Source organism: Blastococcus sp. OS1-29 (assembly GCF_057628075.1).
This window is the reverse complement of the sequence record NZ_JBXXJK010000005.1, coordinates 57,903-84,287: the sequence shown is the minus strand read 5'-3', so window position 1 is coordinate 84,287 and position 26,385 is coordinate 57,903. Positions and strand designations below refer to the sequence as shown.

General features: G+C 73.8%; 25 protein-coding genes. 21 read left to right on the top strand and 4 right to left on the bottom strand.

Features of this window, described 5'->3' with window-relative positions; translation table 11 throughout:
- Positions 1–3: 3 nt before the first annotated feature.
- From rsmD to smc, 10 genes are all read left to right on the top strand, one after another.
- A complete protein-coding gene (rsmD, locus tag AC2H4J_RS13995) occupies positions 4–558 on the top strand; it encodes a 16S rRNA (guanine(966)-N(2))-methyltransferase RsmD (RefSeq protein WP_487465480.1) in 555 nt (184 codons plus the stop codon).
- Positions 555–1,043: a pantetheine-phosphate adenylyltransferase gene (gene coaD / locus AC2H4J_RS13990; protein WP_487465479.1), complete on the top strand. Its 489-nt coding sequence runs from the start codon at positions 555–557 to the stop codon at positions 1,041–1,043. Before rsmD ends, coaD begins: the two co-directional genes overlap by 4 nt.
- 73 nt (positions 1,044–1,116) lie before the next feature.
- Positions 1,117–1,773: a hypothetical protein gene (locus AC2H4J_RS13985; RefSeq protein WP_487465478.1), complete on the top strand. Its 657-nt coding sequence runs from the start codon at positions 1,117–1,119 to the stop codon at positions 1,771–1,773.
- Between the two features lie 258 nt (positions 1,774–2,031).
- A complete protein-coding gene (locus tag AC2H4J_RS13980) occupies positions 2,032–2,559 on the top strand; it encodes a YceD family protein (RefSeq protein ID WP_487465477.1) in 528 nt (175 codons plus the stop codon).
- A gap of 2 nt (positions 2,560–2,561) precedes the next feature.
- Positions 2,562–2,741, top strand: coding sequence for a 50S ribosomal protein L32 (rpmF, locus tag AC2H4J_RS13975; protein ID WP_487465476.1), 180 nt, complete (start codon positions 2,562–2,564; stop codon positions 2,739–2,741).
- Positions 2,742–2,763: 22 nt separating this feature from the next.
- Positions 2,764–3,510 (top strand): ribonuclease III, encoded by a 747-nt coding sequence (rnc, locus tag AC2H4J_RS13970; RefSeq protein ID WP_487465475.1) that lies wholly within the window; start codon positions 2,764–2,766, stop codon positions 3,508–3,510.
- A gap of 3 nt (positions 3,511–3,513) precedes the next feature.
- Entirely contained in the window at positions 3,514–4,389 is an 876-nt protein-coding gene (mutM, locus tag AC2H4J_RS13965) for a bifunctional DNA-formamidopyrimidine glycosylase/DNA-(apurinic or apyrimidinic site) lyase (protein ID WP_487465474.1), read from the top strand.
- A gap of 23 nt (positions 4,390–4,412) precedes the next feature.
- Entirely contained in the window at positions 4,413–4,682 is a 270-nt protein-coding gene (locus AC2H4J_RS13960) for an acylphosphatase (protein WP_487465473.1), read from the top strand.
- Between the two features lie 149 nt (positions 4,683–4,831).
- On the top strand, positions 4,832–5,023 hold the full coding sequence (locus AC2H4J_RS13955; protein ID WP_487465472.1) for a hypothetical protein: 192 nt from the start codon (positions 4,832–4,834) through the stop codon (positions 5,021–5,023).
- 155 nt (positions 5,024–5,178) lie between these two features.
- Positions 5,179–8,685, top strand: a complete 3,507-nt coding sequence (gene smc / locus AC2H4J_RS13950; protein ID WP_487465471.1) for a chromosome segregation protein SMC — start codon at positions 5,179–5,181, stop codon at positions 8,683–8,685.
- Here the strand turns inward: smc and AC2H4J_RS13945 are convergent, their stop codons facing one another.
- Positions 8,686–9,483 carry an endonuclease/exonuclease/phosphatase family protein gene (locus AC2H4J_RS13945; RefSeq protein WP_487465470.1) on the bottom strand — a complete coding sequence of 266 codons (798 nt, stop codon included), beginning with the start codon at positions 9,481–9,483 and terminating at the stop codon, positions 8,686–8,688.
- Positions 9,484–9,513: 30 nt separating this feature from the next.
- On the opposite strand from AC2H4J_RS13945, the gene ftsY reads away from it, so the two are divergent.
- Together ftsY and AC2H4J_RS13935 are read left to right on the top strand one after the other, a co-directional pair.
- Positions 9,514–10,716 carry a signal recognition particle-docking protein FtsY gene (gene ftsY, locus AC2H4J_RS13940; protein WP_487465469.1) on the top strand — a complete coding sequence of 401 codons (1,203 nt, stop codon included), beginning with the start codon at positions 9,514–9,516 and terminating at the stop codon, positions 10,714–10,716.
- Between the two features lie 44 nt (positions 10,717–10,760).
- Complete coding sequence (locus AC2H4J_RS13935) at positions 10,761–12,317, top strand: FG-GAP-like repeat-containing protein (protein WP_487465468.1); 1,557 nt, start codon at positions 10,761–10,763, stop codon at positions 12,315–12,317.
- Here the strand turns inward: AC2H4J_RS13935 and nicT are convergent.
- A complete protein-coding gene (gene nicT / locus AC2H4J_RS13930) occupies positions 12,314–13,423 on the bottom strand; it encodes a Nickel transporter NicT (protein WP_487465467.1) in 1,110 nt (369 codons plus the stop codon). The genes AC2H4J_RS13935 and nicT overlap by 4 nt on opposite strands.
- 205 nt (positions 13,424–13,628) lie before the next feature.
- Between nicT and AC2H4J_RS13925 the strand changes: the two genes are divergently transcribed.
- From AC2H4J_RS13925 to AC2H4J_RS13890, 8 genes are all read left to right on the top strand, one after another.
- Positions 13,629–15,974 carry a putative bifunctional diguanylate cyclase/phosphodiesterase gene (locus AC2H4J_RS13925; protein WP_487465466.1) on the top strand — a complete coding sequence of 782 codons (2,346 nt, stop codon included), beginning with the start codon at positions 13,629–13,631 and terminating at the stop codon, positions 15,972–15,974.
- Positions 15,975–16,033: 59 nt separating this feature from the next.
- On the top strand, positions 16,034–16,477 hold the full coding sequence (locus AC2H4J_RS13920; RefSeq protein ID WP_487465465.1) for a DUF4383 domain-containing protein: 444 nt from the start codon (positions 16,034–16,036) through the stop codon (positions 16,475–16,477).
- Positions 16,478–16,676: 199 nt separating this feature from the next.
- A complete protein-coding gene (locus AC2H4J_RS13915) occupies positions 16,677–18,044 on the top strand; it encodes an ammonium transporter (RefSeq protein ID WP_487465464.1) in 1,368 nt (455 codons plus the stop codon).
- Positions 18,041–18,379: a P-II family nitrogen regulator gene (locus AC2H4J_RS13910; protein ID WP_487465463.1), complete on the top strand. Its 339-nt coding sequence runs from the start codon at positions 18,041–18,043 to the stop codon at positions 18,377–18,379. Before AC2H4J_RS13915 ends, AC2H4J_RS13910 begins: the two co-directional genes overlap by 4 nt.
- Before the next feature lie 43 nt (positions 18,380–18,422).
- Positions 18,423–20,786, top strand: coding sequence for a [protein-PII] uridylyltransferase (locus AC2H4J_RS13905; protein ID WP_487465462.1), 2,364 nt, complete (start codon positions 18,423–18,425; stop codon positions 20,784–20,786).
- A gap of 132 nt (positions 20,787–20,918) precedes the next feature.
- Positions 20,919–21,071 carry a hypothetical protein gene (locus AC2H4J_RS13900; RefSeq protein ID WP_487465461.1) on the top strand — a complete coding sequence of 51 codons (153 nt, stop codon included), beginning with the start codon at positions 20,919–20,921 and terminating at the stop codon, positions 21,069–21,071.
- Positions 21,072–21,136: 65 nt separating this feature from the next.
- Positions 21,137–22,702: a signal recognition particle protein gene (gene ffh, locus AC2H4J_RS13895; protein ID WP_487465460.1), complete on the top strand. Its 1,566-nt coding sequence runs from the start codon at positions 21,137–21,139 to the stop codon at positions 22,700–22,702.
- Positions 22,699–23,805: an amidohydrolase family protein gene (locus AC2H4J_RS13890; protein WP_487465459.1), complete on the top strand. Its 1,107-nt coding sequence runs from the start codon at positions 22,699–22,701 to the stop codon at positions 23,803–23,805. The genes ffh and AC2H4J_RS13890 overlap by 4 nt, the downstream gene beginning before the upstream one ends.
- Here AC2H4J_RS13890 and AC2H4J_RS13885 read toward each other — a convergent pair.
- Positions 23,802–25,046 carry a sensor histidine kinase gene (locus AC2H4J_RS13885; RefSeq protein WP_487465458.1) on the bottom strand — a complete coding sequence of 415 codons (1,245 nt, stop codon included), beginning with the start codon at positions 25,044–25,046 and terminating at the stop codon, positions 23,802–23,804. The two genes, AC2H4J_RS13890 and AC2H4J_RS13885, sit on opposite strands and share 4 nt — an antisense overlap.
- Positions 25,043–25,732 (bottom strand): response regulator transcription factor, encoded by a 690-nt coding sequence (locus tag AC2H4J_RS13880; protein WP_487465457.1) that lies wholly within the window; start codon positions 25,730–25,732, stop codon positions 25,043–25,045. The genes AC2H4J_RS13885 and AC2H4J_RS13880 overlap by 4 nt, the downstream gene beginning before the upstream one ends.
- A gap of 113 nt (positions 25,733–25,845) precedes the next feature.
- Between AC2H4J_RS13880 and AC2H4J_RS13875 the strand changes: the two genes are divergently transcribed.
- Positions 25,846–26,361 (top strand): hypothetical protein, encoded by a 516-nt coding sequence (locus AC2H4J_RS13875; RefSeq protein WP_487465456.1) that lies wholly within the window; start codon positions 25,846–25,848, stop codon positions 26,359–26,361.
- The last annotated feature ends 24 nt before the right edge of the window (positions 26,362–26,385 follow it).

The following is a 26,385-nucleotide window of genomic DNA, read 5'->3' as shown; positions in this document are numbered from 1 at the left end:
CGCATGACCCGGCTGATCTCGGGTGTGGCCGGCGGACGGCGTCTCAAGGTGCCGCGCACCGGCGTCCGCCCCACCGGCGACCGCGCGCGGGAGGCCCTGTTCAACTCGCTGACCGCGCTCATGGACCTCCGAGGCGCCGCCGTCCTGGACCTCTACGCCGGCTCCGGGGCGCTCGGCCTCGAGGCGCTGTCCCGCGGGGCGGCGACGGTCGTCTTCGTCGAGTCGGGGCCGGGCGTGCTGCCGGTGCTCAAGGAGAACCTGGCCACGGTCGGGTTGCCGGGCGGTCGGGTGATCGCCGGCTCCGTGCCCACCGTGGTCGGCGGGACGGCGCCGGCACGGTTCGATCTGGTGCTCGCCGACCCGCCGTACGCGACGCCGGTCGAGGAGGTCCAGGACGTGGTGCGAGCGCTGGCCGACCACGGCTGGCTGGCCCCCGAGGCGGTCGTCGTGGTGGAGCGGCCCAGCCGCGAGAAGGAGTGGGCGTGGCCGACACCGCTGACCGGTCTGCGCGACCGGCGGTACGGCGAGGCTCAGCTCCGGTACGGTCGCTCCTCGTGAGGCGTGCCGTCTGCCCCGGATCCTTCGACCCGGTGACCAACGGTCACGTCGACGTCATCAACCGGGCCGCGAGCCTCTACGACGAGCTCGTCGTCGCCGTGCTGGTCAATCCCGGCAAGGCCGGCCTGTTCTCGGTCGACGAGCGCATGGAGCTGCTGCGCGAGGCCGTCGCGGGCCTGGCCAACGTCGTCGTCGACAGCTTTCAGGGGCTGCTCGTCGACTACTGCCGCAGCCATGACATCCCGGTGATCGTCAAGGGTCTGCGGGCGGTCAGCGACTTCGAGTACGAGCTCCAGATGGCGCAGATGAACCGCGAGCTGGCCAACATCGAGACGCTGTTCGTGCCGACCGCCCCGCAGGTCGGTCACCTGTCGTCGAGCCTGGTCAAGCAGATCGCCAACTTCGGTGGCGACGTCTCCCGTCTGGTCCCGAAGGCCGTCAATGACCGGCTGCTGGAGCACGCCCGGAAGGGCAAGGGCTCGTGATCGACCTTGCGAGATCACGCGAGGACAGAGCACCGTCGGGCATGCGGCCGACGAGCGCCAGCCAGGAGGCGGTATGACCGAGGTCGTCTACCGCCTCTACGAGACCGTGGACGAGCTGACGACGGTCATCGAGAACGCCCGCAGCGTGCCGATGTCGGGCTCCTGCATGGTCCCCCGCGACCACCTGCTGGACCTGCTCGACGACCTGCGGGAGTCCCTCCCGGAGGACGTCCAGGCCGCCGGCGCCATCGTCGAGCAGCGCACCGAGATCCTCCAGCAGGCCCAGGCCGAGGCCGAGCGGCTCACCGGCCGCACCCGGACCGAGACGGAGCAGCTGCTCGCCGCGGCGCACCGCCAGCGCGACGACCTGCTCGGCACCGCCCGCCGGCAGCGCGACGACCTGCTGGCCCGTGCGCAGGCAGAGGCCGACCAGCTGCTCGCCGACGCGGAGGCGGAGGCCGACCAGCTGATCGGCGACGGACGCGCGCGCCGCGAGGCGCTGATCGCCGAGGCCGTCGCCGAGCACGAGCGGCTGATCACCGAGACCGAGGTCTACCGGGGCGCGGTCTCCCGCGCCGACGAACTCGGCGCCCAGACCGCCGCCGATGTCGCCCGCATGCGCGCAGAGGTGGACCAGTACGTCGACAGCCGGCTCGCCGACTTCGGGACGACGCTCGAGCGCATGCTGCACTCGGTCGAGACGGCCCGCTCGAACCTGCGCGAGCCCTGACCCCTCGCTGCCCGTCGACCGCCGCGGCGGATCGGGTAGTCTCGTTGCCTGGTCCGACCGCCGGTGGCCCCGCTGTTCATGGGGTGGCCCCCGGCCGGGCCCATCACCCCACTGCCTACCGCGAGTACTGACATGCCTGCCGCTGCCTCGAACCGCTCCGGCGCTGTGTCCCCGGGTCCACGGACCGCGGGTGACCGGCGTCCTGCAGCCAACCCCTGGCGGATCGACCTCCGGGAGCTGGGCCGCCGCGCCGGAAGCATGCAGGAGATCGACCGCACGGTGCCCGCCCCCGAGGGCTGGCGGGTCGAGCTCATCGGCGTGCCGGCAGGCGGCGAGGTGCACCTGCAGCTGCGGCTGGAGTCGGTGATGGAGGGCGTGCTCGTCACCGGCGAGCTCGACGTCCCCGTCACCGGGTCGTGCGCCCGCTGCCTGGAGCCGATCGAGGACACGCTGCACCTCGACGTGCAGGAGCTGTACGCCTACGAGGGCAGCACGACCGAGGCCACCAGCGAGGAGGACGAGGTCCGCCGTATCGAGGGGGACTTCCTCGACCTCGCCCCGCTGGCTCGTGACACCGTCGTGCTGAACCTGCCCCTCGCACCCGTCTGCACCGAGGACTGCGCCGGCCTCTGCGTCGACTGCGGTCAGCGCCTCGACGACCTGCCGGCCGACCACTCCCACGAGATCGTGGACGCGCGCTGGGCCGGGCTCGCCGAGAAGTTCGGCACCCCCACCACTTCCTCGTCGGGCACCCCCGGCGAGATCCCCACCACTGAGGAGAACTGACCGTGGCTGTCCCGAAGCGGAAGACTTCCCGCTCCAACACCCGCTCGCGCCGCTCGATGTGGAAGGCCTCCGCGCCGACCCTGGCCCCGTGCCCGAACCGCGCCTGCGGCGAGCTCAAGCCCCCGCACGTGGCGTGCCCGAACTGCGGCCAGTACGCCGGCCGTCAGGTCCTCTCGGTCTGACCCCACGGCGCTGAGCACCGTCGTGGAAGGCACTCACCCGCACGCGCCGGGTGGGGCCACGCACGCTGATCGGGCCGCCCGCTGGCTGCACGACGCCCTGGGCGTCAAGCTGCCCGACGGGCTGCTCGGTCTTGCGCTGACCCACCGGTCGTTCGCGTACGAGAACGGCGGCCTGCCCACCAACGAGCGCCTGGAGTTCCTGGGCGACTCGGTGCTCGGGCTGGTCGTCACCGACGAGCTGTACCGCAGCCAGCCCGACCTCCCCGAGGGTCAGCTGGCCAAGTTGCGTGCCTCCGTCGTGAACATGACCTCCCTCGCCGGGGTCGGCCGTCGGCTCGGGGACGGCGGCATCGGCCCGCAGCTCCTGCTGGGGCGTGGTGAGGAGAGCACCGGGGGCCGCGACAAGGACTCGATCCTCGCCGACGCGGTCGAGGCGCTGATCGGCGCGGTCCACCTCGGCTGCGGCCTGGACACGGCCGCGCAGCTCGTGCACCGGCTGTTCGATCCGCTGCTGGTCGAGGCCGCCACGCGCGGCGCCGGCCTGGACTGGAAGACCAGCCTCCAGGAGCTCGGCGCCGCCCGCGGGCTGGGCGCCCCCAGCTACCTCGTGGAGGACGACGGCCCCGACCACGCGAAGACCTTCACCGCGGTGGTCGTCCTCTCCGGCACCGAGTACGGCCGGGGCGCGGGCCGGACGAAGAAGGCCGCCGAGCAGGAGGCCGCCGAGGCCGCCTGGCGGTCTCTGTCGGACACCCTCCTCGAGGGCTGAGCCGTGCCCGAGCTTCCCGAGGTCGAGGTCGTCCGCCGGGGCCTGGAGCAGTGGGTCGCCGGCCGCACGGTCGCGGCCGTCGAGGTGCACCACCCGCGCGCCGTCCGGCGGCACCTCGAGGGCATCGACCACTTCGTCGCGACGCTGACCGGCCGCACCCTCACCGCCGCCCATCGCCGCGGCAAGTACCTCTGGCTGCCGCTGGCCGAGTCCGACGGCTCGCCGACCGGCGCCGCCCTGGTCGGCCACCTCGGCATGAGCGGGCAACTGCTCGTCGAGAAGCCCTCCTCGCCCGACGAGACCCACCTGCGCGCCCGGTTCACCTTCACCGACGGCGGCCGCGAGCTGCGGTTCGTCGACCAGCGCACGTTCGGCGGGCTGGCGGTGGAGCAGGCCGACGGCGAGCAGATCCCGGGCAGGCTGGCGCACATCGCCATCGACCCGCTGGACGAGAGCTTCGACGAGGCCGGGTTCACCGCGGCCCTGCGCCGCCGGCGCACCGAGGTGAAGCGGGCGTTGCTGGACCAGACGCTGATCGGCGGGGTCGGCAACATCTACGCCGACGAGGCACTGTGGCGAGCCCGGCTGCACGGCGGGCGCCCCACCGACAAGCTCACCCGTGCTCAGGTGGCCGACCTCCTGGACGGCGTCCGGGACGTGCTGGGGGAGGCCCTGGCCCAGGGCGGCACCTCCTTCGACTCCCTCTACGTCGACGTCAACGGGCAGAGCGGCTACTTCTCCCGCTTCCTGGCCGTCTACGGGCAGGCCGACCGGCCCTGCCCGCGGTGCGGCACCCCGATCCGCCGCGAGTCCTTCATGAACCGGTCGAGCTACAGCTGCCCGACCTGCCAGCCACGGCCGCGGACCCGGCGGCAATGACAGAGCCCGCGGGCCCGCAAGGCATGACCACCCGCGTCGTCGCCGTCGTGTCGGGGCACGTGCAGGGCGTCGGGTACCGGTGGTTCGTCCGCGAGCTCGCGACCGCAGCGGGCCTGGCCGGGTCGGCCACCAACCTCCCCGACGGCCGGGTCGAGGTCGTCGTCGAAGGGCCCGAGGACGACGTCGCCGCACTCGTCGCCGCGCTGGACGGCCCCCGCGCGCCCGGTTCGGTGTCGCGCGTGGATCGCCGGTCCGCGCCGGTGGAGGGCGGCACGGGGTTCACCACAGGGTGATGAAGACGACACTCCCTCGACACGGGGAGTAGGCCGGTCCCGCGTTGACCAGCGTCTCCGGGCCTGTCACCCTGGGGATGCCACAGCTCGCGCCGACCGCTTCCCGGGGCGCCGGGCTCACCCTCCTCGCTGGAAAGGCCGCCGCAGTCATGGCCAAGGCCCTGTTCGGTCACGTCGTCGCACCCGCGGAGCTCCGAGTAGCGGAGGAGAACGCGGCCCTGCGCGCCAAGGTGCGGCGGCTGGAGAAGGAGCTGGAGGCCCTCCGCGAGCAGCGCGACGCGGCCATCGCCCACGAGCTGCTGTCGATGGCCGGCGACACCGCCGAGCCCGCCCTTGCTTGAATTCGACTGATCCCTTGGCCCCGCCCGGAGGCTCGGTGCGAGCTCGCGAGCGCTGAGGGGGACGGGGTCCTTGAACTGAACCCGTTCGTCACAGTCGCACCATCGCCCCCGACTTCCCAGGGTTCTGCTCTTTTCCCCGGTAGGGTGCCTGTTCTGTGCACCTCTCCAGCCTGACGCTCAAGGGATTCAAGTCCTTCGCGTCCGCCACCACGCTGCGGCTGGAGCCCGGCATCACCGCCGTCGTCGGCCCCAACGGGTCCGGTAAGTCCAACGTCGTCGACGCCATCGCCTGGGTTCTGGGCGAGCAGGGCGCCAAGAGCCTGCGCGGCGGCAAGATGGAGGACGTCATCTTCGCCGGCACGGCCGGCCGGCCGGCGCTGGGCCGCGCCGAGGTGACCCTGACGATCGACAACGCCGACGGCGCGCTGCCGATCGCCTACACCGAGGTGTCGATCACCCGCCGCATGTACCGCTCCGGGGAGAGCGAGTACGAGATCAACGGCGACAAGGTCCGGCTGCTCGACGTCCAGGAGCTGCTGAGCGACTCCGGCATCGGCCGCGAGATGCACGTCATCGTCGGGCAGGGCCAGCTCGACGCCGTCCTCTCCGGCCGTCCCGAGGACCGTCGCGCCTTCATCGAGGAGGCCGCCGGCGTCCTCAAGCACCGCAAGCGCAAGGAGAAGGCGCTCCGCAAGCTCGACGGGATGCAGCACAACCTCGACCGGCTCGCCGACCTCACCGCCGAACTGCGCCGCCAGCTCAAGCCGCTGGGCCGCCAGGCCGAGGTCGCCCGCCGCGCCGCCGGGGTGCAGTCCGACCTGCGTGACGCCCGCCTGCGGCTGCTGGCCGACGACCTGGTGCAGCTGCGCGACGCCCTCGACCGGGACGTCGCCGACGAGACGGCGGCCCGCGAGAAGCGCGCCCTGGTCGAGCGGGAGCACTCCATCGCCTCGCGGCGCGAGGCGGAGCTGGAGTCGGAGCTGGCCGCCAGCGCGCCCCTCCTGCAGGGCGCCTCCGAGACCTGGTACCGGCTCTCCGCGCTGACCGAGCGCTTCCGGGGCATCGCCCAGCTGGCCGCGGAGCGGCACCGGCACCTGTCCGCGGTGGCGCCCGCGGCGGCGCCCGGCCGCGATCCCGACCAGCTCGACGCCGAGGCCGACCGCGTGGCGGCGACCGAGGCGGAGCTCGCCGCCGGGCTCGAGGCCGAACGCACCCGACTCGCCGGCGCGGTCACCCTGCGGGCAGAGCTCGACACGGCTCTCGCGGCGGCCGAACGCGCCTGGGTGGCCGCGGCTCGCGCACTCGCCGATCGTCGCGAGGGCCTTGCCCGGCTCTCCGGCGAGGTCGCCGCGGCCCGCTCGCGCGTGCATGCCGGCCAGGCGGAGATCGAGCGGCTGGCGCTCGCGGCCGGTGAGGCGGCCGACCGGGCCGAGGTCGCCGCCGAGCGGCTCGCCGCCCGCCGGACGGAGCTGGCCGGCGACGAGGACGGCGACATCGCCCTGGTCACCGCCCATCAGGACGCTGTCGCCGCCCACGCGGAGGCCGCGCGGCTGGTCACCGAGCTCACCCAGGCCGAGCGGGCCGCCGAGCGCGACCGTGCCTCCTGGCAGGCACGCCGGGACGCCCTGGCCCAGGGCCTGACCCCCGCCGACGGCGCCGCCGCGGTGCTGGGCTCGGGCCTCGCCGGTGTCGTGGGCCCGGTCGCCGACCGGCTCACCGTCTCCGCGGGCGCGGAGTTCGCGATCGCCGCGGCGCTCGGGGGCATGGCCGAGGCGGTCGTCGTCTCGGGTGTCGCCGAGGCGGCCGCCGCGCTCGCGCACCTCAAGGAGTCCGACGGGGGCCGCGCGGGCCTGCTCGTGACCGGTGGCCTCCCGCCCGTTCCCCGGGACGGCTGGCCGGAGCTCCCGGACGGCGTCCGCTGGGCCCTCGACCTGGTCCAGGCGCCGGCCGAGCTGCAGCCCGCCCTGGCCCGGGCGCTCGAGCGGGTCGCCGTCGTCCCTGACCTGGATGCCGCCGTCGCGCTCGTCCGCACCCACCCCCGGGTCCGGGCGGTCACGGCCGCCGGCGACCTGGTCGGTGCCGACTGGGCGATCGGCGGGCAGAGCGATGCGCCGTCGAACCTGGTGGTGCGGGCCCGTGTCGACGAGGCCGAGGAGGAGCTGGGCCGGGCCGCCGTTCGCGCCGCAGCCCTCGCCGACGAGCTCGCCGCTGCCCGGGAGACCGCGGCCCTCCGGTCCGCCGATGTCGACGCGGCCCTCGCCGCCCGGCAGGCGTTCGACCGCACGCGGTCCACGGTCGCGGCCGAACTGGCCGAGCTCGGCGCGGCCGCCCGCTCGGCCGGTGCCGAGGCCGAGCGGCACCTCGCCGCCCGGGTCCGGGCGGAGCAGGCGCTCGAGCAGGTCCAGGAGTCGCTGGCAGGGCTCGAGCAGCGCCTGGCCGAGGCGGAGGCCGCGCCGGTCGAGGAGGAGCCGTCCACCGCCGAGCGTGATCGGCTGCAGGCCGAGGTCGCGGCGGCCCGGCAGGGGGAGACCGAGGCGCGGCTCGCCGTGCGCACGGCGGAGGAGCGCGCCCGCGCGCTGCACGGGCGTGCCGAGTCGCTGCGCCGTCAGGCCCGGCAGGAGCGGGCCGGGCGGGAACGTGCGGCTGCTGCTCGCGAGGCCCGGCAGCGGGGAGCGGCGGTCGCCTCGGCGGTGCGGACGGACGCGGAGGTCGCGCTCGCGGCCCTCGCGACCTCGGTGGCGCGGGCGGCCGCCGAGCGGGACGCCGTCGCCTCGGGCCGGACGGCGGCGGAGGCCGAGCTCCTCGAGGTGCGCGCCCGGGTGCGCACCGCGACCGGCGAGCTCGACCGGTTGACCGACGAGGTGCACCGCGACGAGGTGGCGCGCGCCGAGCAGCGGTACCGGATCGATGCGCTGGAGGTGCGGGCGGCCGAGGAGTACGGCGTCGACCTGCCGGCACTGTTCGCCGAGTACGGGCCGCAGTCGGGCGAGGAACCGTTCGACCGCGCCGTCCAGGAGCGCCGCGCGGCCAAGGCCGAGCGCGACCTGGCCACCCTCGGCAAGGTCAACCCACTCGCCCTGGAGGAGTTCGCGGCGCTGGAGGAACGGCACGGGTTCCTCGCCACCCAGCTCGAGGACCTCAAGTCCACCCGGCGCGACCTGCTCACCGTCGTCCGCGAGGTCGACGAGCGCATCCACGACGTGTTCGCGTCCGCGTTCGCCGACGTGCAGCGCGAGTTCGAGCAGGTCTTCGCCACCCTGTTCCCGGGCGGCCACGGCAAGCTCGTCCTGACCGAGCCCGACGACCTGCTGGCCACCGGCATCGAGGTCGAGGCGCGCCCGCCGGGCAAGAAGGTGAAAAGGCTGTCGCTGCTCTCCGGCGGCGAGCGCTCGCTGACGGCGGTCGCCCTGCTCGTCGCGATCTTCCGCGCCCGGCCCTCACCGTTCTACGTGCTCGACGAGGTCGAGGCCGCCCTCGACGACGTCAACCTGGGTCGGCTGCTGACCCTGGTGGAGCAGCTCCGCTCGACGTCGCAGCTGATCATCATCACGCACCAGAAGCGGACCATGGAGATCGCGGACGCCCTCTACGGCGTGAGCATGCGCGGCGACGGGATCACCGGCGTGATCAGCCAGCGGCTGCGGGAACTGGAGACCGCCTAGTCAGACGCCGCTGCGGACCGCCAGCTCGACCAGCAGCGGCAGGTGGTCGGACGCGCCGCCGCCGTCGAGCACCAGGGCCGAGGTCACGTCCACGCCGGCCGTCACCCAGGCCTGGTCGATCCGCCGGTGCGGCGACCGCGCCGGATGGGTGTTCCCACCGTCGTGCTGCCAGAACCGCCAGCCCGACCGGTCGTCGCGCTCGCCGGCCAGCTCCCAGGCATCGGTGAACCGCTGCCGCAGGGCGGACAGCTCGGGCGCGTCGGGTGCGGTGTTGAAGTCGCCCACCACGATGCCCGTCTCCATCGGGCCGGTGTGCAGCTCCGCCACGGCCGCGATCTGGGCGGCGCGGTCTGCGCCGGTGCGGCTCAGGTGGGTGTCGGTCACCCACAGCGCGCCGCCGTCCAGCTCGATCATCGTCCGCAGCGCGCTGCGCGGCTCCCCGCCGCCCGGCAGCCGGTGCACGTCGCTGATCAGGATGGGCAGGCGCGACAGCACGGCGTTCCCGTACTCGCCGCGCGGCCGGCCGTCCGGGCGCGGCTCGTCGACCGCGGGGCCCCAGGCCAGCTGCATGTCCAGCGCCCGCGCCAGGAGCAGGCCCTGGTCGACGTTCTCGCTGCGGTCGCCGAAGTGCCGGTCCACCTCCTGCAGGCAGATCACGTCGGCGTCGGCGGCGGCCAGCACCCGGGCCAGCCGCGCGAGGTCGTGCCGCCCGTCGTCGCCAACCCCGTGGTGGATGTTGAACGTCACCAGCCGCACCGGGATGGGCGGCTGGTCGGGACCCGGGGCCGGTTTGGTCATGGACCCAGCCTGTCAGGGACACTGCGGGGCATGGAATTCGTGCTGATCGCGATCGCGATCCTGGTCCTCGCGCTGATCGCCGGCATCTCCCTGCTGGTCGGCCGCGGACGCAGGACGGCCCGCCTGGACGACGACGCGGCGGCCGGCACGACCCTGACCCGGCCCCGCGCCCCGGAGCGGCCCGCACCGCCGGTCGACCAGCCCGACGCGGTGGCCCCCGAGGCGCCGCCCGCCCCCGAGGCGCCGCCCGCCGTCGAGCTGCCGCCCGCCGTCCCCGAGCCCGGGCTGACCTTCGAGACCCCGCCGCCCTCGGCCGGGCGACTGGTCCGGCTGCGCTCACGGCTGGCCCGGTCGCAGTCCTCGCTGGGCCGCGGGCTGCTCACCGTGCTCGCGCGCGAGAAGCTCACCGAGGACGACTGGGAGGAGCTCGAGGAGGTCCTCCTCGCCGCCGACGTCGGCGTGGCCGCGACCACCCAGATCGTGGAACGGCTGCGGACCAAGTCGATGGTGCTGGCCACCGCCTCCGGCGCCGACCTCCGCGAGCTGTTGGTCGACGAGCTCACCGCCGTCCTCGGGCCCGACCTCGACCGGACGCTGAGCACCGACCGGCACGACGGGCGGCCCGGCGTCGTCCTGGTGGTGGGCGTCAACGGCGCCGGGAAGACGACGACCGTGGGCAAGATCGCCCGCGTGCTCGTCGGTGACGGCAAGAGCGTCGTCCTCGGCGCCGCCGACACCTTCCGCGCCGCCGCCGCCGATCAGCTGGAGACCTGGGGCGAGCGGGTGGGGGTCCTCACGGTCCGCGGGCGCGAGGGCGGCGACCCGGCGGCCGTGGCGTTCGAGGCGGTGCGGACCGGCGTCGAGGCCGAGGTCGACACGGTCGTGGTCGACACGGCCGGCCGGCTGCACACGAAGTCCGGTCTCATGGACGAGCTCGGCAAGATCAAGCGGGTCGTCGAGAAGCAGTCGCCGGTCACCGAGGTGCTGCTGGTCCTGGACGCGACCACCGGGCAGAACGGGATCGTGCAGGCCCGCGTGTTCACCGAGGCGGTGACCGTCACCGGCGTCGTCCTCACCAAGCTCGACGGCACCGCAAAGGGCGGCATCGTCGTCTCCGTCCAACGCGAGCTCGGGATCCCGGTGAAGCTGATCGGACTCGGCGAAGGACCGGACGACCTCGCCCCGTTCGTCGCAAAAACCTTCGCCGAAGCCCTCGTCGGAGCGGGAGACTGAACCCGGGTCGCGGCGGCTGAGCGGCGGCCCGGGGGGAGGTCCCCATGGGGTCGCGCCGGCTCGTCCACCGCCCGCTCGTTCTCGCCGCCGTGCTCGGCGTCGCGCTGGGCGGCGTCTCCACGGTCGGCAGCCGGCCGGCCGCGGCACAGACCTGCCCGCCCCCTGCGACCGGCTTCATCACCAGTGCGCCGGCGACGGCAGCCCGGACGGTGGCGCTCACCTTCGACGATGGGCCCGGGCCGTTCCTCCCGCAGGTCCTGAAGGTCCTGCGGGAGTACGACGTCCGAGCGACCTTCTTCGACACGGGCGCCCACGACGCCACCTGGCCGGCCATGACCCGGCAGATCGTGTCGGACGGGCACCTGCTGGCCGACCACTCGTGGGACCACGACTACCCGTCGGCGGTGCCGGGCGGCTGGACGGTGCCCTACCTCACCGACCAGATCTCTCGGACGGCGTCGCAGCAGACCGTGCTGACCGGCCGGACTCCCTGCTATTTCCGGCCGCCCGGCGGCTTCACGACCAACGTCCTGACCGCGACCCAGCAGACCGGCACGTCCGGCGTGCTGTGGAGCGTGGACACCCTGGACTGGCAGCAACCCGCCTTCTACTCCCAGGCATCGGTGGACGCGATCGTCAGCGCCGCGACGAACATCGGCGGACAAGCGCACCCGATCGTCCTGATGCACGACGCCAAGGCCAGCCACGAGCCCGACTCGCAGGTGACCCCGTTCCGGGGCAACACGGTCGCCGCGCTGCCCCGGATCATCGCCTGGTACCGCGCGAACGGATACGCGTTCGTCGGCCTCGACGGCGGCAGCGGCCTGCGCGGGAACAACACGGACTTCGACGGCGACCAGTTCGGCGACGTCCTGGGCACCCGCCCGGACGGCAACCTGTGGGCCTACCTCGGCAACGGGGCCGGCGGCTGGCGTGGCCAACAGCTGGCGGGCGTCGGCTGGCAGCTCGCCGACACGATGTTCTTCGCGGGGGACTTCGGCAGCAACGGGCACCCGGCGCTGCTCTACCGCAAGAGTGCCGACGGGTCGCTGTGGATGTACCGGACGAACGGCGCAGGCGGCTGGAGTGGCACCCAGCAGGTCGGTGTCGGCTGGGACGTCTGCTCGACGGTGTTCTCACCCGGCGACTTCGACAGCGACGGCCACCCCGACGTGATGTGCCTGCGGAAGGACGACGGGACGTTGTGGCTCTACCCCGGAGCGGGCGGCGGTGGCTGGGGGGCCCCGCGTCAGGTCGGCATCGGCTTCTCCGGGTGGTCGCAGGTCTTCGGCGCGGGTGACTTCGACGGCGACGGCTACCCCGACGTCCTGGGCGTCTCGCCCACGGGTGCGATGTGGCTCTTCTCGGGCAACGGGTTCGGCGGCTGGCGGTCGCAGCGGCAGGTGGGCGAAGGGTGGCTGCCGTTCCCGCGGGTGTTCTCCGCCGGGGACTTCTCCGGGGACGGGTATCCGGACGTCCTGGCCGCCCGCTCCGACGGCACGCTGTGGGACTACGCCGGTAACGGCGCCGGTGGCTGGAGCGGTCAGTCCCTGATCGGGATCGGCTGGGACGAGTTGACGCTCGTCGCCGGTGTCGGCTAACGCTGTTCGGGCATCCAGCGCTGCTCGATCCGGCCGAACCGCCAGACGGCCAGCGCCACGGCCCACGTGGCCACGAACAGCCCGACGATCCCGAATCCCACGTAGCCGAGGTCCAGCGACGCGATCCAGGCGAGCGGTCCGGAGTCCACATCGAGCCGGTCGACGACCAGCCCGGTGAGGACCATCAGCCCGATGACCAGCGCGACGGTGACCGACAGCAGGGTGACGGCGAGGTTGTAGAAGACCTTCCGCACCGGCTGCAGGAACGCCCAGCCGTAGGCACGCGACATCAGGACGCCGTCGGCGGTGTCGAACAGGCTCATGCCGGCGGCGAAGAGCACCGGCAGCACGAGGATCGCGTACCAGGGCAGCACGAACGCGGCCGACCCGGCGGCGAGCACCAGCAGCGCCACCTGGGTGGCGGTGTCGAACCCCAGGCCCATGAGCAGGCCCACCGGGTAGAGGTGCCAGGGCTTGCTCACCCGCCGGGTGACCCGGCTCAGCAGGCGGGCGAGGAAGCCGCGGTTGTGCAGGTGACGCTCCAGTTCGGCCTCGTCGTACTCGCCGCTGCGCATCCGGCGGAACACCTTCGCGATGCCGACCGCGGCGACCAGGTTCATCAGGCCGATGAGCACGAGGAAGCACCCGGCGACGAGCGTGCCCACCAGGGCGAGGGTCGTGGCCAGTTGGGAGTCGCCGCCCTGGACGGCGTCGGCCACCGATCGGACGCCGGCGACGAGCAGCAGGCTCGCCGCGAAGACGACCGAGGAGTGGCCGAGGGAGAACCAGAACCCGGCGCCGACCGACGACCGGCCCTCGCCGACCAGCTTGCGGGTGGTGTTGTCGATCGACGCGATGTGGTCGGCGTCGAACGCGTGGCGGACGCCGAGCATGTAGGCGGTCAGCCCGACGCCGACGCCGAGGACGCCGGTGCTGCCGAGCCGGTACTCGTGCGGCGCGACGGCGAATACGAGCACGCCCCAGCCGACCACGTGCAGCAGGGCCACGAACCCCGCCATCCCGAGGATCGACCGGCGGTCCCGTCGCGAGAACCGACCACCCGGTGTCGTGGAGGTCCGCAGCTCCGCCCGGGTCGCCGTCGTCACGCCAGCGACCTTACTGCGAACTGTTCGCAACAAGCACCCCGGGACGAGGTGGCCGTCTCCCCACAGGGGGTGAGTCCCGGCGCCGACCTTCAGTTCCGGCAGGACACGTCCGATCAGGAGGAGGACGCCGCCATCGTGGCCGGCGCACGGCGGGAAGGAACGGGACGTGGCCGGTGGCCTCGCACGACTGTGTCGCCGCGCGCGCATGTCCTGGCGCCGCTGGCTGGCGGTCGTCCTCGCCTTCAACATCGCCCTCGGAATGGGCTTCAGCGTCGTGGCGCTCCGGCACCAGGCGGACGCCCGCTCGCAGGCGAACGTGCTGTTCGCCGATCTCTATGCCGCTGCCTCCGCGCAGGACGCGCTGCTCTGGCAGACCACCACCGGACTGCCGGACGCCGCAGCCCTCGCCGACGCGGGCTCCGCGGTCGACGCCGCGGCTCGACGGGTCGCCGCCACCCCTGATGCCGCCGACGACGCCGACGTCGCCACCGCCGTGACCGACTACCGGCGCGCGTCCGCCGCCGCCCGGGAGGCCCTGACCGGCGCCGGAGCGACCTCCGGCACCGTCAGCGTGCTCGCTGCCGCCCAGGACGCGAGCGACCGCTTGCACGCTGCCGTGGAGAAGGCCGACGCCCGGCATCGCGAGGCCAATGACAGCGCCGGCCGCGTCGCCGACTTCGAGACGCTGTTCATGATGGTCTTCGCCGCCGTCATGGCCGGGCTGCTGTTCCGCCGCTTCGAGGCCGCCCGCCGCTCCGGTGAAGAGGGCGTCGCCGCGGCGACGGCCCGCGGTGAGGCGCGGTTCCAGGCGTTGGTGCACAACTCCTCGGACCTGATCACCCTGATCGACGACCGCCTGGCGATCACGTACCAGACGCCGTCGGTGACCCGTCTCCTCGGCTACGCCGCTGACGAGCTCACCGGGACGCAGCTGGTCGAGCTGGTCCACCCCGACGACCGGCTGACCTACCTGTCCGCCCGCGCCCAGGCCATCGCCGGCGACCAGGAGACCGCGATCTCCCACCTGCGGCTCCGGCACCGCGACGGCAGTTACCGGCACGTGGAGAACATCCACACCAACCTGCTCGGTGACCCGGACGTGCGGGCGGTCGTGGTCACGACCCGCGACGTCACGGCGCAGAAGCAGCTCCAGGCCCAGCTCCAGCACAACGCCTTCCACGACGCCCTGACCGGACTGGCCAACCGCGCGCTCTTCGCCGACCGGCTCGAGCACGCCCTGGCCCGCACCGACCGTCGCGCGACGCCGGTGGCGGTCCTGTTCGTCGATCTCGACGACTTCAAGGCCGTCAACGACGGCGCGGGCCACTCCGCCGGTGACGAGCTGCTGGTCGCCGTCGCCGAGCGGCTCCGCCGAGTCCTGCGTCCCAGCGACACCATCGCGCGCCTCGGTGGCGACGAGTTCGCGGTCCTCATCGAGGACGGCGCCGACCCGGCCCGGACGACGGCCACCGCCGACCGGCTGCTCGCCGCCCTGTCCGAGCCCTTCCCGGGCGGCGGCGCGGACGCGCAGGTCCGGATCACCGCCAGCGTGGGCATCGCGACCGGTGCTGCCGGTCAGCACGACGCCGCCGAGCTGCTCCGGCACGCCGACGTCGCCATGTACGCGGCGAAGGAAGCCGGCAAGGGGCGTTCGGCGGTCTTCGCCCCCGACATGGACTCGGCCATCATCGGCCAGCTCCAGCTCAAGGCGGAGCTCACCCGCGCCGTTGAGCGGGGCGAGTTCACGGTCTACTACCAGCCCACCGTGGAGCTGGAGACCGGCCGGCTCGCCGGTGTCGAGGCGCTCGTCCGCTGGCAGCACCCCGACCGCGGCCTCGTGCCCCCGCTGGACTTCATCCCGCTGGCCGAGCAGACCGGACTCATCGTCCCGATCGGCCGGTACGTGCTCCGCGAGGCCTGCCGGCAGATGGCTGCGTGGCAGCGCGACTACACGACGCACCCGCCGATGACCGTGAGCGTCAACCTGTCGGCCCGCGAGCTCGACGAGCCCGGCCTGGTCGGCTCGGTGCGCGCCGCGCTCGAGGACGCGCAGCTGGATCCGGCCCACCTCGTCCTGGAGATCACCGAGACGTTGCTGCTGGTCGACCTGCCCACGACAGTGGGCACGCTCCTGGAGCTGCGTGCGCTCGGCGTGCGGCTGGCCGTCGACGACTTCGGCACCGGCTACTCCTCGCTGGCCTACCTGGAGAACCTGCCGGTCGACATCCTCAAGATCGACAAGTCCTTCGTCGACCGCATCGCCGACCAGGATCCCGGCCTCGCGGTCGGCGGCGAGAACGGTGGACAGCGCTCGGTCATGGTGTCGGCGATCAGCCAGCTGGCGCACGCGCTGAGCCTGCAGATGGTGGCCGAGGGGATCGAGGCGCCCGAGCAGGTGACCACGCTGCGGGGCCTCGCCTGCCAGTACGGCCAGGGCTTCTACTTCGCCCGGCCGCTCACGGCCGATGCGCTCGGCGAGCTGCTCGTCCGCCAGACGGACGAGCCCGGTTGGAGCCTCGACCCGGCGGCGGTTCGGACCGTCTCGCCCTGAGCGACCTGTTCGTTGAGGACTCGTGTGGAGTCGGGGACTCCGACGCCGATAAAGCGACCATGACCACCTCCCCGACCCGTCCTGCCGTCACCGGCCTGCGCGCGTGGACCCCCGCCCAGCGTTTCGCCGCCGTCTTCGGCGTCGTCTACCTGCTCGTCGGCCTCGCCGGTTTCGCGGTCACCGGCTTCAGCGACTTCGCCGGCCACGACCATCACACGCTGCTGATCTTCGCGGTGAACCCCCTGCACAACGTCGTCCACGTGGTCCTCGCCCTCGTCTGGCTGGCCTCCGTGCCGCGGCACACCACCGCGCGTCTGGCCAACCTCGCGATCGGCGTCGTCCTGGGGCTGGTGACGGTGCTCGGTTTCATGGGGGTGACCGACGTCCTCGGTATGTCGGGCTTCGCCGACCCCGACAACTTCCTGCACCTGGCCACCGCGACCCTCGCCCTGTACTTCGGGTCCCTGGCGGCCGGTGGTGACGAGGGTCGCTCCGCCGCCTGACCGTTCCCCGCGGGCGTGGCCTGGCCACGCCCGCGGCGTCCGCAACACCGGTGGAACATGCCGGGCGACGGGCGGCACGGAGTTCACGGCACCGAAACAACTCAGCACGCACGGCGGAAACAGGGCGACGGCACGGTGAACGCGAACACCGCCCGGCTCCGGGACGGTGGTCCGACTCCCACACCGTCAGGAGGTTGCCGTGGACACCGGCGACACCGCCTGGGTCCTGACCAGCGCCGCGCTGGTGCTGCTGATGACCCCCGGTCTGGCGCTCTTCTACGGCGGCATGGTCCGCGCGAAGAGCGTTCTGAACATGATGATGATGAGCTTCGGGGCGCTCGCGCTGATCAGCGTGCTCTGGGTTCTGTACGGCTATTCGATGGCGTTCGGCAACGACGCCGGCGGCGGTCTCGTCGGCAGCCCGTTCGAGTTCTTCGGCCTGTCGAAGCTGCTGGGCACGGAGGGCGTCGACAAGGGCTTCGCGGCCACGCACCTGGTCTTCACCATCCCGTCGATGGCCTTCGTCGCCTTCCAGGCCGTGTTCGCGATCATCACCGTCGCCCTGATCTCCGGTGCGATCGCCGACCGCGCGCGGTTCGGGCCCTGGATGGTCTTCTCCGGCGTCTGGGCCACGATCGTCTACTTCCCCGTAGCCCACTGGGTCTTCGCGTTCGACGGGGCGCAGTCCGCGGTCGGCGGCTGGATCGCCAACAGCCTGAAGGCGATCGACTTCGCCGGGGGTACCGCGGTGCACATCAACGCCGGTGCCGCGGGCCTCGCCCTCGCACTGGTGCTCGGCACGCGGCGCGGCTTCGGGCGTGACCCGATGCGGCCGCACAACCTGACCCTGGTGATGACCGGCGCCGGCCTGCTGTGGTTCGGCTGGTTCGGGTTCAACGCCGGGTCCGCCCTGTCGGCCAACGGGCAGGCGGCCGAGGTGTGGGTGACCACCCTGGTGGCCACCGGCGCTGCCGCACTCGGCTGGCTGGCGACGGAGCGGATCCGCGACGGCCACGCCACCTCGCTGGGCGCCGCGTCCGGCGTCGTGGCCGGCCTGGTCGCGATCACGCCGTCCTGCTCGTCGGTCACCCCGATCGGTGCCATCCTCATCGGCGCCGTCGCCGGTGTCCTCTGCGCCCTCGCCGTGGGACTGAAGTACAGGCTCGGCTACGACGACTCCCTCGACGTCGTGGGCGTCCACCTGGTCGGGGGCCTGTGGGGCACGATCTCCGTGGGGTTCTTCGCCTCGGCGGCGACGTCGGCCGGTGTCGACGGTCTCTTCTACGGCGGCGGCGTCGACCAGCTGTGGCGACAGGTCGTGGGGGCGCTCGCCGTCCTCGTGTTCTCCTTCGTCGTCACGTACGTGATCGGCACCGTCATCCAGAAGACGATGGGCTTCCGGATCACCGAGGAGGACGAGGTGGCCGGGATCGACAGCGCGGAGCACGCCGAGACCGCCTACGACTTCGCGTCGCTCGGCACCGGTGGGGCAACATCTGTCGTCGGCCAGGCGCATGCCCCATCGACGGACGGCATGGCTCGTCACACCGAAGGAGTCCGGGCATGAAGCTCATCACCGCGATCGTCAAGCCGTTCAAGCTCGACGACGTCAAGAACGCCCTCGAGCTGATCGGCATCCAGGGGCTGACCGTCAGCGAGGTCCAGGGCTTCGGGCGCCAGCGCGGCCACACCGAGGTCTACCGCGGTGCCGAGTACCAGGTGGACTTCGTGCCGAAGGTCCGCATCGAGGTCGTGGTCAGCGAGCTCGACGCCTCCCGCGTCGTGGAGGCCGTCGTCGAGGCGGCCTCCACGGGGCAGATCGGGGACGGCAAGGTCTGGGTGACCACGATCGATGAGATCGTCCGGGTGCGGACCGGCGAACGCGGGGACGACGCCCTCTAGGTGCTCGACAGGAGGCCGGCCGGTGCGTGATCGAGGGGGACGCGTGCTCGACCTGCAGGGACTGCCGGGACTGAACCGTCCCGAGCGGAACGACGCGGTCGACGCGTGGCTGGCCGGCCTCCTGGACGACGCCGTGCGTGGGACGCCGCCGTCGAAGCCGCGGCGGGGGAGTGCGCCTCCGCGCACCGGGACCGACGGCATCGCGCTGGTCGCCGTCGGGAGCCTGGGACGGCGCGAGCTGCCGCCGCACGGGGACCTCGACCTGGTGCTGGTCCACGAGGACCGGCCGGAGATCGCCGCGGTCGCGGATGCCCTCTGGTACCCGATCTGGGACGCGGGTGTCCGCCTGGACCACTCCGTCCGTTCCGTCGCCGAGGCCGTCTCGGTCGCCTCGACCGACGCCAAGGCCGGCTTCGGTCTGCTCGATGCCCGGCTCGTGGCCGGGGACGCCGACCTCGCCGCCCGCCTCCGGTCGGCCACCCACACCAGCTGGCGTCAGGCCGCCTCCCGGCTCCTCCCGCAGCTGCGCGACCTGCGACGCGACCGGGCTCGGCAGCTGGGGGAGCTCGCCTTCCTGCTCGAGCCCGACGTCAAGGAGGCCTACGGCGGCCTGCGCGAGGGGCAGGTGCTCCGGGCGGTCGCCGCCGCCCAGCTCGGCGACGAGCCCGCGGCCGAGCTCGAGTCCGCGTACGCGTTCCTGCTCGACGTCCGGGACGAGCTGCGCCGCCGGACCAGCCGTCCGGCCGACGTCCTCGTCCGCCAGGAGCAGCGGCCGGTGGCCGACGCCCTCGGCCTGGTCGACGAGGACGCGCTGCTCCGCGAGGTGAGCCTGACCGGGCGGCGGCTCGCGTTCGTCGCCGACGAGACGTGGCGGCGGGTGGAGGCGGCACTGGTCCGCCGGCCCCGCGGCCGGTACCGGCGGGTGCGCCGCGATCCGCTCGCCGACGGCGTGGTCCGCCAGGGCGACGAGGTCGTGCTCGCCCAGGGCGCGAAGCCGGCCGCCGATCCCGGCCTGTTGCTGCGCGCCGCCGCCGCCGCCGCGCGGGCGGACCTGCTGCTCTCGCCCTACACGCTCAAGGTGCTCGCCGTCCACAGCCCGCCGGTGCCGGAACCCTGGCCGGCCGAGGCGCGCTGGTCGTTCCTCCGGCTGCTCGCCAGCGGCCGCGCCGCGGTCCCGGTGCTCGAGCAGCTGGACCAGGAGGGACTGCTGACCCGGCTGATCCCGGAATGGGAGCGCGTGCGGTCCCTCCCGCAGCGGCACCCCTGGCACCGGTTCACCGTCGACCGGCACCTGATCGAGGCCGCGGCCGCCGCGGCGGAGCTGACCCGGGACGTCGACCGGCCCGACCTGCTGCTGGTCGCCGCGCTCCTGCACGACATCGGCAAGGGCTGGCCGGGGGACCACAGCGAGGTGGGGGAGCCGATCGCGGCCGAGATCGCCACGCGGATGGGCTTCGCCCCGCCCGACGTCGCGACCGTCCGGGTGCTCGTCCGTCATCACCTGCTGCTGCCGGCCACCGCGACGCGGCGGGACATCGACGACCCCGCCACCGTCGACCGGGTGGCGGCGACCATCGGGAGCGACCCGGCGGTCCTCCACCTGCTGCACGCCCTGGCTCAGGCCGACGGCGCGGCGACGAGCGCGTCGGCCTGGTCGCCCTGGAAGGCGCACCTGGTGGCGGCCCTGGTCGGGCGCGTGCAGGCCAAGCTGGCCGGGGGCCCGGTGCCCGAACCGGAGCCGGTGCTGCACCCGACCGAGCCGCAGGCGAGCGGCCGGCTGCTCGATGTCCCCGGAGCTGTCACTGTGGGGGTCGAGGACGTCGCCGACGGCCAGCAGGTCACCATCGGGGCGCCCGACCGTCCCGGCCTGCTCAGCACCTGCGCCGGTGTGCTGGCCCTGAACCAGCTCGACGTCCGGGCCGCCAAGATGTCGGTCGAGGACGGCTACGGCACGGGTGTGTTCGCGGTGCGCCCGCGTTTCGGGCGGGCACCGGTGCCGGGCATCCTGGCCGACGCGATGCGCGCCGCCCTGGAGGGCACGCTCCCGCTCGCCGAGCGGCTGCGGCAGCGCGAGGCCGACTACCGCCAGGACGGCGCGCGGGCAGCGCCGCCGCGGATCTCGTGGCACGACGGCGAGGTGAGCGGCGCGGCCACCGGCATCGTCGAGGTGCGCGCCGGGGACCGGGCCGGGCTGCTCTACCGGCTCACGGCGGCGATCGCGGCGGAGGGCCTCGACGTCACCTCGGCGCGGATCGAGACGCTCGGGGCGGATGCGGTCGACTCCTTCTACGTCGCCAACCCCTCCGGGTCCCCGGTGGCGCCGGAGCAGCGGGAGCGGGTGGAGGCGGCGCTCATCGTCGCCACCCGGGGTGCGCCTGCGCCCGAGGCGGTCGACACGCCGGGGTAGCTCCCGGTTTCTGTCAGTGGCGCGTGCGACGGTCGGAGGACCGGGACGGAACGGTCCCGTTGCCCGAAGAGCCACCGCCGAGAGGAGCCTCCGTTGGACAGCCGCACATGGCCCTGCCCCTCCTGTGAGGACGTGACCGTCTTCGTGCAGCCGCCCTGCCCCGACGGGCACACCGAGGACGGCGGCGAGTGCCCGGAGTGGATCTGTGCCGACTGCGGCACCGCGGTCGTCTCGGGTGGTCTCCCCGCGCCCGCCGCTGCCGTGCGCGCACGCGTCGCCGCGTAGGGGCTCGTTAGGCTAGGAGTCAGGAGGCGCGACCCGTTTCGCGCCCGCGACTTCGAGGACGTGCTGTGTTCGAGACCCTCTCCGACCGCCTGGACAAGGTCTTCACCGGCCTGCGCGGCAAAGGCCGCCTGACCGAGGCCGACATCGACGCCACCGCGCGCGAGATCCGCATCGCGCTGCTGGAGGCCGACGTCGCCCTGCCCGTCGTCCGGGCGTTCATCGCAGCGGTCAAGGAGCGCGCGCGCGGGGCCGACGTCTCCCAGGCGCTGAACCCCGCGCAGCAGGTCGTCAAGATCGTCAACGAGGAGCTCATCCAGATCCTCGGCGGCGAGACCCGCCGGATCCGGCTGGCCAAGCAGTCCCCGACGGTGATCATGCTGGCGGGTCTGCAGGGCTCCGGTAAGACGACGCTCGCCGGCAAGCTCGGCCGCTGGCTGAAGGCGCAGGGGCACACGCCGCTGCTCGTCGCAGCCGACCTGCAGCGCCCGAACGCGGTGCAGCAGCTGTCGGTGGTGGCCGGTCAGGCCGGCGTCGACGTGTTCGCGCCCGAGCCGGGCAACGGCGTCGGCGACCCGATCGCGGTGGCCCGCGAGTCGATCGAGCACGCGCGCCGCACCATGCACGACGTCGTCGTCGTCGACACCGCCGGCCGGCTGGGCATCGACGCCGAGCTGATGGCGCAGGCCGCCGGCATCCGCGACGCCGTCCAGCCCGACGAGACGCTGTTCGTCGTCGACGCCATGATCGGTCAGGACGCCGTCACGACCGCCACCGCGTTCCAGGAGGGTGTCGGGTTCTCCGGCGTCGTCCTCACCAAGCTCGACGGCGACGCCCGCGGTGGTGCCGCGCTCTCGGTCCGGTACGTGACGGGCCAGCCGATCATGTTCGCGTCCACCGGTGAGAAGCTCGCCGACTTCGACGTCTTCCACCCCGAGCGCATGGCCTCGCGCATCCTCGGCATGGGCGACGTGCTCACCCTCATCGAGCAGGCCGAGCAGCACTTCGACGCCGAGCAGGCCGAGCGGATGGCCGGCAAGCTCGCCTCGCGCGAGGGCTTCACCCTCGAGGACTTCCTCGAGCAGATGATGGCCATCCGCAAGATGGGCCCGATCGCGAACCTGCTGGGCATGCTGCCGGGCGCGGGCGCGATGAAGGAGCAGATCAAGAACATCGACGACCGCGACCTCGACCGGACCGCGGCGATCATCCGGTCGATGACGCCCGAGGAGCGGGTCAACTCCAAGATCATCAACGCGTCCCGCCGGGTGCGCATCGCCAACGGCTCGGGCGTGAGCGTCACCGACGTCAATCAGCTGCTGGAGCGGTTCGCCCAGGCCCAGAAGATGATGAGCCAGATGGCCGGCAGCATGGGCCTGCCGGGCATGGGGCCGATGTCGAAGAAGGCCCGCGGCCGCCAGATGCAGGCGCAGTCGAAGAAGGGCAAGAAGGGCAAGGGCCGGCCGAAGGCGGCGCCGGCGCGCCGGCCGATGGGTGCGCCCGGGCTTCCCCCGGTTGGCGGCCTCCCGGGTGGGATGCCGGGTCTTCCGGCGGGCTTCGACCCCTCGCAGGGGCTGCCCGATCTCACCAAGCTCAACTTCGACCAGTTCAAGGACGACCGGCCGGGCCGGTGACCGCGCCGCCGGTGGGGTGGGTGGGGGCAGCACTGCACCTGTCGGGTGTGGTGCTGCCCGAAGGCGAGCACCGCGACGTCTGGGTCCGCGACGGCCGGTTCACCTTCGAGCCGGTGCCCGGCGCCGAGACGATCAGCCGGGGCGGCTGGCTGCTGCCGGGCCTCGTCGACGCGCACTGTCACGTGGGGATCGGCGCGGGCGGCGGCGCTCTCGAGGACCGGGACGCCACCCGGCAGCAGGCGCTCGACGAGCGCGCCGCCGGTGTCCTGGCGCTGCGCGACTGCGGCTCCCCGGTCGACACGCGATTCCTGGACGACGAGCCCGACGTCCCGCGGATCATCCGCGCCGGACGGCACATCGCCGCCCCCCGCCGCTACATCCCCGGCCTCGCGGTCGAGGTGGATCCGCCGGACCTGGTCGATGCGGTGCGCACGCAGGCCCGACGGGGCGACGGCTGGGTGAAGCTGGTCGGCGACTGGATCGATCGTGGGGTCGGCGACCTCGCGCCGGAGTGGCCGGCCGACGTGCTGGCCGACGCGATCGAGGCGGCCCACGAGGAGGGTGCGCGGGTCACGGCGCACACCTTCGGCACCGACGCGCTGCCCGGCCTGATCCGCGCGGGCATCGACTGCATCGAGCACGGCACCGGACTGACCGAGGACCTCGTCGCCGAGATGGCCGGGCGCGGCACCGCCGTCGTCCCGACGCTGGTCAACGTGGAGAACTTCCCCGGCTTCGCGGCGGCGGGGGAGGCGAAGTTCCCCGCGTACGCCAGCACGATGCGGCGGCTGTACGCGCGGTCGGGGGCCGTCGTCCGTGCCGCGTACGAGGCCGGTGTGCCGGTGTTCGCCGGAACGGACGCCGGCGGCGGCATCGAGCACGGGGTCATCGCCGACGAGGTGCGCGCGCTGCACGCGGCGGGGTTGCCGGCTGAGGCGGCCTTGGCGGCTGCTTCGTGGGGCGCCCGGTCATGGCTCGGGCTGCCGTGCATCGAGGAGGGCGCGCCGGCCGACGTCGTCGTGTACGACAGCGACCCCCGGCACGACCTCGACACCTTGCAGCGACCGCAGCGGATGGTGCTGCGCGGTCGGGTCGTCGGCTAGGCGGGTGCGCCCAGTTCCAGCGTGACCTCGGTGCCCGACGCCGCCGAGCCGATCCGCAGCCGCCCCCCGCTGGCCTCGGCCGTCCGCCGCGCGATGTCGAGACCGAGCCCGGTGGACCCCCCGCCGCTGCGCCCGCGTGCCACCGCGTCGTCGGCCAACCCGGGGCCGCGGTCGCGCACGACCACCTCGGCCCCGCCGCCGGTCCTCGGCCGCACGGCGACGACAAGAGGGGTCCCTTCGGGGGTGTGGGAGAAGACGTTGCCGAGCAGTGCGTCCACCGCGGCCGCCAGGTCGCCGGCGGGGACCCGCACGGGCAGCGGCCCGCCGTCCGCGTGCACGGTCATCGAGCGGCCCTCCTCCTCGGCGAGGGCGGACCAGAAGTGCGCCCGCTCCGCTACCACGGCGACGGCGTCGGAGCCCGTGCCCAGACCCTCCCGCACCGTCCGGCGGGCTTCGGAGATGACCTCGTCCACACCCTGGCTGAGCGCGTCGACGTCGGCCAGCAGCCGTTCGCGGTCGCCCGGGGCCAGCGCCTCCGCATCCAGCCGGAGGGCCGTGAGCGGCGTGCGGAGCCGGTGCGCGAGGTCCGCGGCCGTCTCGCGCTCGGCCGTCAGCAGCTCACCGATCCGCCCCGCGAGCCGGTTGACCGCCGTCGCGACCTGGCGCACCTCGTGCGGCCCGGCCGGGGTGGCCCGCGCGTCGAGGTCTCCGCTGCCCAGCTTGTGCGCGGTGGCTGCGAGATCGTCCACCGGACGCGTCAGGGAGCGCGCCACGCGGTCGGCGACGGCGAGCGCGAGCACCAGCAGGACGACGCCGAGCCCGGCCAGCACCAGCCAGGTCCGCGTCACGCCGGCCCGCAGCTGCGCGGCCGGGACGAGGACGTCGATGACCGCCGTCCCGTCCGAGCGCTGCACCGGCTGCACCAGCCGGGTGCCCGCCTCGGTGGCCACGACGCTCGGGCTGGTGGTGTCGGGGGCGTCCGCCCCCCGATCACCGAGCCATCGGCCGTCGGTCCACAGCACGCCGACGTCGAGGTTCCCCGACGTGCCGATGAGGGCGGCCGCCACCTGCTCGCGGGTGTCGAGGCCGACGGCCGGGATGAGGAACTGCAGCTGCGCCTGCCCGGTGTCCAGGGCGCGGGCCTCGGCGACCCTGGCGACCAGGGAGGCGGCCGGCAGAAGGAAGGCGAGCAGGACGATCGAGGTGGTCGCGGCCACCAGCAGGGTGATCTGGCGCCTCACGCGTCGGGCTCCGCCAGGCGCACGCCCACCCCGCGCACGGTCTGCAGCAGGCGGGGGGCCGCGGCCGACTCGCCGAGCTTGCGGCGCAGCCAGGACAGGTGCACGTCGACGGTCTTGTCCGACCCCCCGTACGGCAGCTGCCACACCTGGGTGAGCAGCTCGCGCTTGGAGACGACGGTGCCGACGCGGGCGGCGAGGTGGGCGAGGAGGTCGAACTCCTTGGGGGCAAGTTCGACCGGCTCCCCGGCCAGCGTCACCCGGCGGGTGCGCGGGTCGACCAGCAGGTCCGCGACCGTGACCGGGGCGATCGCCGCATCGGCCGCGCCCGCCGCCCGGCGCAGGACCGCACGGATCCGCGCCTCCAGCTGGCCGGCCGGGAACGGCTTGACCACGTAGTCGTCCGCCCCGGCGTCCAGCGCCTGGACCACGCTCTGGTCGTCGTCCCGCGCCGTCGCCACGATGACCGGCACCGAGGAGACCGCGCGCAACATGCGCAGCAGTTCGCGGCCGTCCAGGTCGGGCAGTCCCAGATCGAGGACGACGAGGTCCGGTCGCTCGTCCACCGCCTGCCGGAGGCCCTCCAGGGCGGTGGCCGCCGAGCTCACCGCGTGCCCCCGCTCGCGCAGCGCGCGGATCAGCGCCGCACGGATGCGTTCGTCGTCCTCCACCACCAGGAGCTGGGCCACGGTGGCGACGGTAATGCGGCCGCCCCCCGTCCGGGACGTCCCGCCCCGATCCGGTGACGGCCTTGACGGCGTCTTGGGGTGGCCTTAACCCAAGACGGCGGAGGGTCTGCGGCATGAAGCGCACCATCGCACTCGGAGCCGCGTGGACCGCATCGGCGGCGGCAGCTGTCGGCCTGGGTTTCCTGGCCGTGTCCCTGGTCGACGCGTCGGCGGCCCCAGGGGCGTCCCCGGTGGGGGCGACCACCACCCTGGCGTTCGGGTCGGCCTCACCGACCGCCGTGCCCTCGGCGACCTCGGCCGCCGACCAATTCGTCACCGTGGGCGGCACCGTGTACGCCGACTGCGGGAGCGGATCCCCGGTGCTCGCCGGAGTTCCCGCCGCCGGCTGGTCGGTCGACGACTCGAACGGGGTCGGCCAGACGGAGTTCAAGGCCGCGCAGCAGAAGGTCGAGGTCCACGTGACCTGCGCCGACGGCGTCCCGGTCTTCCGCCTGGACGACTCGTCCGCGCCGCAGGTGACCCCGTCGTCGACCTCGGGTCGTGATGACCACGGGGGTCACGGCGCCGACGACGCCCCCGGCGACGACTCCTCCGGCCGCAGCGGTGGGGGCCACGGGGCCGACGGCTGAGGACCGGCGGCGGAATAGGTTCGC